The following is a 12,431-nucleotide window of genomic DNA, read 5'->3' as shown; positions in this document are numbered from 1 at the left end:
AATCTAAAACACCATAAAACAGATGAACACAATCAGCATTATTGGCTGCGGTTGGCTCGGATTACCTTTAGCCCAATACCTTCAAAAACAAAATTTTACCATCAAAGGTAGTACCACTACTTTATCCAAAATGGAAAATTTATCTGCAATGGGCATAGAGTCTTACTTACTTCAATTGCAGGATGATGGAACATTGCCGCAGGAGCAAATGGACAATTTAATGGAACTACTGAAGACAGATGTTTTGATTTTCAACATTCCGCCTGGGCGCAAAAATCCAGATGTTGAAGCATCTTTTCTCGCCAAAATAAAAACTTTGACCCAAGCCATGGAAGGTTCTCCTTTGCAGAAAATGCTTTTTGTCAGTTCCACTTCTGTTTATTCCCTTCAAAACCAAATCGCCACCGAATCCGATGTTCTTCAACCTATTAAATCATCTGGAAAGGCATTGCTAAAAGCCGAAGAGCTTTTGCAGGATGTCCCGAATGTGGAAACTACTGTTTTACGGCTTGCAGGATTGTTTGGGCCGAATCGCCCTGCTGGACGTTTTTTGGCGGGAAAACAAAACTTGACGAATGGTAAAGGGAAAGTCAATTTGGTGCATTTGGAGGATTGTATGGAGGTGATTTTTCAAGTCATTCGACAAGGAAAATGGGGTGAAGTGTATAATGTTTGCAGTGATGAACATCCTACACGTGAGGAGTTCTACACCGCTGCTGCTAAAAAATTAGGGCTTGTCCCACCCACTTTTGCAGCAAATAGCCCAACTAAATACTGTGTGGTGTCAAACGAAAAAATCAAACAAGAATTGGGGATTTTTTTCAGTAGCTTATATTAATTCTTTGTAAAACCGTTTATTTAGACACTAGGTTTGCAAACAATATGCCTTTTCAAACACAAAATTATCGGTAACTTTGCAGGGCAATCCATTCTCTCATGCTTTAGCGTATATCTATCAAAACCCCAACTATGTATTCAATTCTACGTTCTTCACATACCATAAAACTGTGTTTGTTGTTAGTGTTATTCCATTTTTGGACAAATCAAAGTATCCAAGCACAAGGGCTGATTGTCAATGAGATATCACAGGGTGAGGCAGCAAGTCAAAAGGAGTTTGCCGAACTTGTTGTTGTAGGGCCTCCTTGTACAACCGTTGACATCAGAGGATGGATTTTTGACGACAACAATGGCGATTTCACCGACTGCCCGGGTCCTGACAATGGTGCTGTTTCAGGAACAGGAATTGCAACAGGACACATTCGATTCAAATACGACCCAATATGGGCAGAAGTTCCCGTAGGAACAATCATACTGTTGTATGCCAACAATCCCAATTTGACTATTCAACAAGCAGATATCGGTGGACTGCCCCCTGATTACGATGATGCTGACTGTGATTTTCTGAGGGTAGTTCCTATCAATGCTTCCAATACCTACATGGAGCAAAATACCACAAGCCCCAGTTCTTCTTCAGGAGCAGGTGACAATGCTGCTTGTCCCAATGGTGTAAACGGCTCTCCATTTTACAATATAGGCACTTATGGACCCATTGCAGATGATGGGTTTTCGGGCAATTTTGAGTTTAGAAATGGTGGAGATGCAGCACAAGTTCGCCAACCAAATGGAAGCTATTTTCATGGTTTTGCTTATGGTACAAGCGCAGGTGGCTCTCCTGCATTGATAGGTGGACCTGATAACTTGCTTTTAGCAGGTGGAGGTAGTGATACTCATTATTTTTTCAACAATACGATAGGGAATGACTACACGAATGCTGCCAATTTTTCGAGTGGCACTGCTACTATTACTCCTGGCGGCCAAAGTCCAGGTCGAGCCAACTCTTGCCTCAATGCAGAATGGATAGAAAGCCTTCGGACTGCGCCAGATGATGAATTTCAAGGAGCAGGCTGTCCCAATACTGCTTCTAATACAAGCATTTGTGTTGGAGAGCAAACAACTCTTTCGCTCACAGGTTGCGATTCAGATAGTTACCTTTGGAATGTGAGCAGCGGAAATGCCACTATTGTAGGTGCGAACAGTGGCAAATCGGTGGAAATCCAAGGAACAAATGCGGGCAATGTCACTATTACTGTGACAGCGACCAATACTTACGATGATATTTTTGTTGGTACTGGTTGCCCTGCAACTCCCCAAATTGATGTATTTTCTTTCCCATTTACCATCACCGCTCCTGCTTCACCTGTTATTGTGGGCGATGATTTTTGTGAAGGTGAAAACACCACTTTGTCCACCACCACTACCTACAATCAATACCTTTGGAGTACGGGTGATGCTACCCCTACTACCAATATCAATTCAAGTGGTACATACACCGTCACTGTCACCGACCTCAACAATTGTACTGCCACAGGGGAAACCATCATTACAGCATTGCAAGGGCCTACAATAGATATTGAAAACAATGGAGGAACCAATGTACTTTCTTTGTGCGAAGACGGAACCACTTTTTTAGACGCTTTTCAATCTGGAAACGGCCCTTATATCTACCAATGGTCAAACGGTTCTAATAGCAATGGCATCACATTAGAAGGCTCCGTATTGGGTTCAGGTACACATACTTATACTGTCACAGTCACGGATGGTTTAGGTTGCACAGGCACAGACGATGCCAGTGTTTATATGATTCCCCTACCTTCGTTTGGAGGATTAACCATCAATGTATGTGAAGACACCCCAGGTTCTGGTACGGCTGCAAACATAGACTTGACCACTTACAATGACCAAATCAACGATGATCCCAACAATTTTATTGATTGGTATGATGGTGATTTAGATGTATATACTTATATTGACAATCCTACGGATGTAGATTTACCACCCTCCAACAATGCCCTTTCAGTTGACATTATTTCACCTGATTGTTTTACGTCCATCATAATTCCCTACAATATTATAAGCCTTCCGACTGTCACCATCAACGGTGATGATTTTTGCACAGGCAGCAGCAGTACCCTTTCAGTAGTTGAAAGTTTTGACAACTACAATTGGTCAAATGGCGATACGGGTCAAAACATAAGCGTCAACACATCAGGCACTTACACCGTTACTGTTTCAAATACAGACGGCTGCTCAGGCACTGCCAACATCACCGTCAATGAATCACCCAATTTGACACCAACCGTCAATGGCAGCGATTTTTGTGCAGGAACAACCGCCAGTCTTTCTGTGGCACAAACCTACGATGCTTACAACTGGTCAAATGGGGATGCAGGTCAAAATATCAGCGTCACCATTGCAGAAACCTACACAGTCACAGTTTCGGATGCAAGTGGTTGTTCGGGAACAGGGCAAGTCACCATCAACGAACTTCCACCATTGAATCCAACCGTCAATGGCAGCGATTTCTGCAATGGTCAAAACGGCGATTTATCCGTAGCAGAAACCTTCAATAGCTACAATTGGTCGAATGGCGATGCCGGTCAAAACATCAGCGTCACCATTGCAGGAACTTACACAGTCACCGTTTCAGATGCAAGCGGCTGTACAGGAACAGGTCAGACAACAGTCAATGAACTTATTTTATCCTCACTTACCCTCAATGGGGAAGATTTTTGCAGTGGTCAAAACAGTAATTTATCTGTAGTCGAAGCATTTAGTGGCTACACTTGGTCGAATGGAGATATAGGTCAAAACATTACCGTCAATCTTCCTGGAACTTATACGGTTACTGTTTCGCAAGCAAACGGCTGTACACAAACATCGGACATTACCATCAATGAACTTAGTGGACTTACACCCAGTACTACTGGCAACGACTTTTGTACAGGCTCTACCACTACCCTTTCAGTAGTTGAAAACTACAATAGCTACAATTGGTCGAATGGCGATACGGGTCAAAACATAAGCGTTGGCATTGCAGGAACTTATACCGTTACCGTTTCGGATTCAAACGGATGTACAGGCACAAGCAATGTAACCGTCAATGAATTGCCTGTTCCCAACCCAAGTATTAGCGGTAATGATTTTTGTGCAGGCGGAACCAGTGTTTTGACAGTGAACGAACTGTTCAACAATTATGTATGGTCAACAGCAGAAACTACCCAAATGATAACGGTTTCCAACGGTGGTACTTACACAGTCACCGTTTCCAATGCTGACAATTGCACTGCCACTGCAAACATCAGCATCAATCAATTTTCCATCACCTCTCCTACGCTTACAGGAACCGATTTTTGTTTGGATTTCGGTACAACGCTTGCAGTCGTGGAAACCTACAATTCTTATAATTGGTCGAATGGTGATGCGGGGCAAAATATATCAATCAATACAGGAGGCACTTATACCGTTACTGTCACCAATACCGATGGATGTACTGCCACCAATGCAATAACAGTTCAAAGTTTTCTTCATCCTTCTCCTGTGATTACAGGGGAGGATTTTTGTGAAGGCGGTGCAGCTAACTTATCCGTTACCGATGTTTTTGACAGCTATGATTGGTCAAACGGAGATGATACACAAGCCATTGCAGTCACAGCCGCAGATACATACACCGTCACTGTTACGAACGGAAATGGTTGTACCGAAACTGCAAGTTATACAGTAAATGCACTCAGCAATCCAGATCCTACAATTACAGGAACTTTGAATTTTTGTGAAGGTATGACTACTGACCTAAGTACCAGCCAAACCTACAATGACTACAACTGGTCAACCAACGAAAACTCGCAAGGTATTACCGTCAATCAAGGCGGACTCTACATCGTGACTGTCACCGACAGCAACGGGTGTACGGCTGATGTAGGGGCATGGGTTTCAGAAAAACCACTTCCCAGTGCTACGCTAAGCACCAATAGCCCTATTTGTTCTGGTGAGGATTTGGTTCTGACCTTTGATTTAACAGGTACAGCCCCTTGGTCATTGAACTACTTCAATGGATTCAGCAATGTCACCGTCAATATTGCAGCCTCACCTTATGTGGCCACTTTTTCTACTTCTCAAGACCTCATCATCAGTATGAACAGCATTTCAGATGCTTTTTGCGACAATACCCTTTTTGGTAATACAGAAATATATGTCAGTCAACCTCCTACTGTTTCCAATATCAATATCACCTGTAATGACACCAATACGGAATATACCGTTACTTTCGATTTGTCAGGAGGCGACTTCACTAACTACGTTGTAGGAGGTGATGCGGGAACACTCGTAGGCAATACTTTTACAAGTGACCCCATTACAAGTGGTGAAGACTACAGTTTTTCGGTGGATGATAGCAATCAATGTGGCCCTATCCTAATCGAAGGTACACAAGACTGCAGTTGCGGCACTTTTGCAGGAACAATGCCTTCACAAGCCATTCAAGTATGTGAGGATGAAATCATCAACGTCACCAACAATGGCAACGAAAATTTAGACGGTGACGACTTACTCAATTACATTTTACACACCAATACAGGTACTTCTATCGGCACCATTTTCGCCCAAAACGACAATGGAAGTTTTGCTTTCACCGATGCCACTCCTCCTCTCAATTACAATACAACCTACTATGTTTCTGCCATTGCGGGGAATGACGATGGTAGTGGCGTTATTGACCTAAGCGATGACTGTTTGTCTGTTGCTGTGGGAACGCCTATTTCGTTTTTACAAAATCCCACACCAACTGCGGAAGTTGGAGGAAGCACCTGCAATACAACTTGGGACTTGATAGCATTTCCAAGCCTCGGTGTAGGAAATTGGTCGGCTGATCCTTCTGCGGGAGTGTCATTTGGAAATACCAACAGTTCCAATACTACTGTAACCATTACAGATGCAGGAGATTACACTTTCTTTTGGACGGAAGACAACAATGGATGTACGGCTTCGGCGGAGGTGATGGTGACATTTATCGAAAGCATTGTAGTAGATGCTGGAACAGACGATGAAATCTGTAATGATGACTACAATTTGATTGCAACAAGCGAAGGATTGCCTGGTATTTGGACATCAGTACCAAGTGCGGGAGTGAGTTATACCAACTTAGACAATCCGAATACCATTGCAACCGTAACAGAACCTGGAGTTTACACTTTTACTTGGACAGTCGAAAATGGCGAATGTACGGTAAGTGATGATGTAGAAATCACGTTTTATGATGGTATTGGAGTGACCAACCGCCAACACGAATGTATTGACAATCAATTTGTGGTTACTTTTGAAATCATTGGAGGTGATGGCAATTATTCAGTGGATGGCAGCACAGACGGCTTGGTCGGCAATGTATTTACCAGCCAACCCATACCAAGCGGAGAAGAATATACCTTTACGATTACAGATAGCAGCCCTTGTTTTACTTTCATTCTGATTGACGACTTCTTCTGCAATTGCACTACAGATGCAGGAAACTTGTCATCAGAAACCATTGAAAATTGTGGTTTTGATGTCAATGTTGTAGTCGCTACTTCCAATACTACTTTAGATGACAACGACATTTTGGTGTATGTGCTACACGATGGCAGCGACCCTTTGAACATTTTAATGAGCAATTCAGATGGACAGTTTTCGTTTGATGAAACCATTTTGTCCTACGGCACAACTTACTATATCACCGCTTTGGCAGGCAATGACGATGATGCAGACGGATTCCCTGATTCCGAGAATGATTGCTATGACACTTCCAATGATATGCCTGTTGTTTTTTATGGCCAACCAGAAACAAGCATTTCTGCTGATTGTGGATTGACTCAAAGCCTTACCGCTTTGCTACAAACTTCAACAGGTATAAGTGCTTGGAGTGGCGAAGGTACATGGACATTCACTACAACAGGTGGAGGCAGTGTTGATTTTGACGATGCCAACAATCCTACAACAAATTTTAATGCTTCAGAAGCAGGGGATTATACATTCACTTGGACAGGTGAAGGTGGCTGTATGGATGTAGTAAGTACTACCTTAATATCTCCATTAGATGCTTCTTGGACAGCCATTTGTGCAGATGATTTGCTTACTTATACCGTCACGCTGACCATTGAAGGAGGAACAACTCCTTATATTGTCAACAATGTTCCCGTTGTAGGAACAACCTATACTGAAACCTTCAATGCAGATGCCGATTTTTCGTTTGACATTGAAGACAATGGCGTATGCGAAAGCATCACTATAGCAGGCACTTGGGATTGTAATTGCCCAAGCCCGAACAATCCTACGCCAGTTGCGGCAAGCGTTAATTATTGCAGTAATGAACCTATACCTACTTTGGAGGTAAGCAACAATGGTGTGGACAGCTATATTTGGTACAATGACCCAAGTGATGCCATCTCTATTTTTGAAGGAAGTGCATTTACTCCTTCAACAGGAGGCACTGCAACTTATTGGGTACAAGCTGTTTCGCCTGATGGATGTTTGAGTGGTTTTGTGGAAGTTAATTTGGTCGAAAACCAAACTCCTCCTGCTCCAATCGTTGCCGATGCAACAATTTGTTTCGGCAATACATTGTCAAACCCAATCACTGCAACAACTACAAACGGCTCAATTCAATGGTCAACCGATACAGGAACATCCGATACAGGCAATTTTGATGGCAGTGGTTTGGCAATTGGAGAACACATTGTCACGATTTTTGAAGAAAGCCCTGAAGGTTGCGAAAGTGCTTCAAGCAGTTTTCTGCTAACTGTTGAAGATTGTAATTGTACTCCTCCACAAGCTCCTGTTGCAGTATCGAGTCAGTTGTTTGAAATTTGTGAGGACGAACTGATCCCTACCTTTGAAGCAATGCTTACCGAGGGCGATTTTATTCAATGGTTCAATGTGGCTGTTGGCGGTACGGCAATTTCGCAAGGATTGACATTTACGCCCACTGTTTCAGGTATTTATTATGCTCAAGCTGCAAGCAATGCCGATGAATGTGTGAGCAGTCGCATCGCTTTTGAATTGGTCATTAATCCAAATCCGCCAATGCCAATCGTAGCCGATGCAACAATTTGTTTTGGAGTGACTTTGCCTAATCCAATAACCGCCAGCACTGCAAACGGCACTTTGAGTTGGTCGACAGATACGGGCACGATGGGTACAGGCAGTTTTGATGGCAGTGGTTTGGCGATTGGAGAACACATTGTCACGATTTTTGAAGAAAGCTTAGAGGGTTGTGAAAGCGCATCAGCGAGTTTTGCATTGACTATTGAAGATTGCAGTCAAGTTTGCCCAACGGTGACAAGTGCGCCTACGGCAAGTTTTGAAGATTGTGGAGCAGCAGAACGAACGCTTGAAATAACACTAAACGACCCCGACAATACACTGGATAGAATCGAATGGAGATTGAATGGTGGAGTAGTTGCAACAGATGTTACCTCTTTGGTGGTCAATAGAAATCCTACTGGTTGTGCGCCAACGGTTCTTGTTTATACAGTCAATGTCTTTTGCAGCCTGAACCCCAATACGCCAATTTTGGCGGGTACTTTTGACCTCACTTTTTATCCAGAAGCGAATGCCACCATTACAGTTTTGAATGGCGGCTGTACGGTTCAAGCCGTACCTACTTGCCCCAATTTCAGCATTGTGGGAGAGGATACCTTTACAACTGATGTGGACGGTGACAATAGTGAGGTAATCTTTACGGTGCAAAACAACGATACCACTTTGGGCAACAATTGCTCAACTACCCTTAGTGGCAACTTCAATTGTGTGGTAACGGAATGTCCAACCATAGCAGGTATTGGAGCGGGTGGCTCGGTTTGTGCGGGTGAAGACTTCAACTTATCGGCTACGGTTAGCGACCCCAACGGAAAACTAAATAGAGTAGAATGGGTGGACGAATTGGGCAACATTCTCAGTTCCAACCTAAGTTTCACCGACTCCAAAACCTTCAATGGCTGCGATGCTCAAACATTTACTTACACTTTCCAAATTTATTGTGATGATGATTTAGATGTGCCTTCTGCAAGCAATTCAGTGGTATGGACGGTTTATCCTATTCCCGACAACATCGTGGAAGTGGGTGATTGCAGTTTGGAAGTCCTAGATGTGGACTGTGGCGGAAGTTTGGCGATTAGCTACTCAGACGATAACGGAACGACTTGGCAATCTTTGCCCAATGACAATCCTATTGACGGTGAAATGTGGCTTTGGAGGGCATCTGTTGTGGATGCGCCCATAGGTTGCAATGTGAGTGGAGAAGTGACAGCGGTTTGTATATGCACGCCTCCACAAACGCCAATTGCAGTGTCGAACCAATTGTTAGAAATTTGTGAAAACGAGGTTATTCCTACTTTTGAAGTGATGCTGGCGGATGGTGATTTTGTGCAGTGGTACGATGTAGCTTTTGACGGTATGGCTATCGCTCAAGGTTTTACATTTGCCCCGAATGAAGCGGGCATTTATTATGCTGAAGTTGGTAATAATGGTGATGACTGTGTGAGTGAACGTTTGGCTTTTGAATTGATTGTTCATCCCAATCCTGACAATCCAATTGCAACAGGAGCAAGCTATTGTGAAGATGAGCCTATTCCAAATTTGACGGTACAAGACAATGGAACGGACATGTATTTCTGGTACAGCGATACCACTATTACTTCTATTGCAGAAGGAGTAAGTTTTACACCTTCAATAGGAGGTACTGCAACATATTGGGTACAAGGACAGTCCTCTAATGGCTGCTTGAGTATGCTTGTGGCAGTTGATTTGACCGAAAATGCCTTACCTCCCACTCCAATTGTAACCGATGAAACTATTTGTTTGGGCGCATCCTTGACTACTCCAATTACTGCAATGTCTGCAAATGGTATCCTCCATTGGTCGACAGATACAGGTGCTTCGGGAATTGGGAATTTTAATGGAATTGGCTTGGCAATTGGAGTACACGTTGTAGACATTTTTGAAGAAAGTGAAGCGGGCTGTGAAGGTACCGTAGCCAGTTTTGTGCTGACGGTTGAAGACTGCAACAAAATTTGCCCTACGGTGACAAATGCGCCTACTGCAAGTTTTGAAGACTGCGGAACGGCAGAAAGAACACTTGAAATAACGCTGACCGATCCCGACAATACGTTGGATAGAATCGAATGGGTACTGAACGGCACAGTGGTCGCAACAGATATTACTTCATTGCTTGTCAATGAAACACCTACTGGCTGTGCACCAACGGTTCTTGTTTATACTGCCAATATTTATTGCAGCCTTAACCCCAATACGCCTGTTTTGGCTGGTACTTTTGACCTTACTTTTTATCCAGAAGCGAACGCTACGATTACGGTTTTGAATGGCGGTTGTACGGTTCAAGCAGTGCCCACTTGCCCCAATTTTAGCATTGTGGGCGATGATACAGTGACAACAGATGTGGACGGAGATATGAGTGAAGTGTTGTTTGTGGTTCAAAACAATGATACGGCTTTGGGTAACAACTGCTCAACTACTGTTTCTGCTAACTTCAATTGTGTGATTACGGAATGTCCAACGATTGCGAGTATCAATCCAGGTACTTCGGTTTGTTCGGGTGAAGACATTCTTCTTACTGCTACACTCAATGATCCCAACGGAAAACTAAGCCTAATAGAGTGGGTGGATAATTTGGGGAATGTCATCAGCAATGATTTGAGTTTTGTTCATACAGAAGTTGTCAATGGCTGTACTGCTCAAACATTTGACTACAAACTTCAAATATATTGTTCGGATACGCCCAACACACCTACGGAAACCAATGTGGTAACATGGACTGTTTACCCAATTCCTGAAAACATTGTGGCTGTGGGAGATTGTAGTTTGGAGGTTTTGGATGTAGATTGTGGTGGCAGTTTGGCAATTACGTACTCAGGGGACAACGGAACTACATGGCAGTCTTCTCCAAATGATAGTCCTGTGGATGGCGAAACTTGGCTTTGGCGAGCCTCTGTTTTGGGTGCGCCTGTGGGCTGTGAGGTAAGCGGAGAAGTAACCGCAGTTTGTGACTGTACTCCTCCACAAATACCAATTGCAGTGTCGAGTCAATTGATTGAAGTTTGCGAAGGTGAAATTATTTCTGCTTTTGAAGTGATGTTGGTGGATGGTGATTTTGTGCAATGGTACGATGTGGCTATTGGAGGCACAGCGGTTGGTCAAGGTTTTACGTTTATGCCTGTTGAAGCAGGTACTTATTATGCCGAAGTGGGAAATGATGCAGATGATTGTGTGAGTGAGCGTTTGGTTTTTGAGTTGATTGTCAATCCAATGGACGATGCTTCTTTTAGTTATACTGCAACTGAATTTTGCTTGGGTGATATAAGTATTCTTTCTCCTGATTTTGTGGCAACTGCGGGCGGTGTATTTTCGGCAGATGGAGGTTTGGTGATTGATGCGAATACTGGGGCATTTGATTTGAGCAGTGTTTTGCAGGTAGGCACATTCACGATTACCTACACAACTACAGAACCTTGTAGCAGTAGTCAAAGTATTGAAATTGAAGTAAGTACCAATGAATTGGTTTTGGATGCGGGTGAAAATATAGAAATTTGTGATGGTGAAACGATTTCGCTCAATGCGGTTTTACAAGGTGCTGCAAATCTTCAATGGTCGGCTGACGGTTTGGGTAATTTTTCCGACCCCTTGAGTCTGATTAGCAATTTTGTAAATCCAGATACGGGTCAATTTACGCTTTACATCACTGCTTCAAATGATTGTGGTGCGGATGTTCAAGATTCACTTCTATTGACAGTTTTGCCTTCGATATTGCTGGATATTGATGGTAACACCAGTATTTTTGAAGGAGAGTCAACGGTTTTGGAGGCAATAGGCGATGATAATATGGATTATATTTGGTCTTCAACGGGTGATGAAAATAGTTTGAGTTGTTTGGATTGTTCTAACCCTACTGTTAGTCCAAGTGTTACAACGACTTATTTCTTAAATTCTAATACAGTTTGTGCGAATACGGCTAGTGTTACGGTGAGAGTTGAAGAAGTACCGTCCTTAGATGTAGTGGTTGAAAGTGCTTTTAGTCCGAATGGAGATGGTATAAATGATGTATTTAAACCTCTTGCAGATGGACAATTGGAAACCTATCAACTCTTCATCTTCAATCGTTGGGGTGAAAAAGTTTTTGAAAGTGAAGACATTACCGAGGGATGGAATGGAACTTTCAAAGACGAATTGCAGCCCATTGGTGTGTATGCTTACGTAATTCGTTATCAATTTGCAGGACAAAACACTAAACAACAGGCTGGAAACGTTACCATAATTAGGTAAATTGATTCTTTGACAATTTGTGTGTAGTGTATAAAGACTTCGGTAGTTTTCGCAAAAAATTAATGTTTCATAAAGTTTGGACTTTGGACGAAAAACAAAAGAAGTAAATGTTTGGTTATGAGCAAATTGAACTTTCAATTCAATTTTATTTAATTCAGTAGTAAATCACAATTAAAATGAAAACCCACACTGATAAACAGTTGTTTGAGAAATTTTAATTGTTAAGATAAATATGGCTGACTACTTATAATCTTTTCAAAGGATAAGCTACCGAAGTCTCATTTCAC

Annotated in this window: 2 protein-coding genes; both read left to right on the top strand. The window is 42.7% G+C overall.

Translation table 11 applies throughout. From position 1 onward, the window contains the following. The first annotated feature begins 22 nt into the window (after nt 1–22). Complete coding sequence (locus R3E32_00645) at nt 23–838, top strand: SDR family oxidoreductase (GenBank protein MEZ4883210.1); 816 nt, start codon at nt 23–25, stop codon at nt 836–838. 131 nt (nt 839–969) lie between these two features. Next, entirely contained in the window at nt 970–12,144 is an 11,175-nt protein-coding gene (locus R3E32_00640; GenBank protein MEZ4883209.1) for a gliding motility-associated C-terminal domain-containing protein, read from the top strand. The last annotated feature ends 287 nt before the right edge of the window (nt 12,145–12,431 follow it).

This window comes from Chitinophagales bacterium (genome assembly GCA_041392475.1).
In the GTDB taxonomy this organism is placed as follows: Bacteria; Bacteroidota; Bacteroidia; order Chitinophagales; family UBA2359; genus JAUHXA01.
The sequence above is the reverse complement of the archived record's forward strand: the minus strand, read 5'-3'. Positions and strand labels throughout refer to the sequence as shown.

What these genes read in the sequence shown, in the direction of transcription:
- R3E32_00645 (MEZ4883210.1), top strand. Translation starts at nt 23, where the DNA reads ATGAACACAATCAGCATTATTGGCTGCGGTTGGCTCGGATTACCTTTA.
- R3E32_00640 (MEZ4883209.1), top strand. Translation starts at nt 970, where the DNA reads ATGTATTCAATTCTACGTTCTTCACATACCATAAAACTGTGTTTGTTG.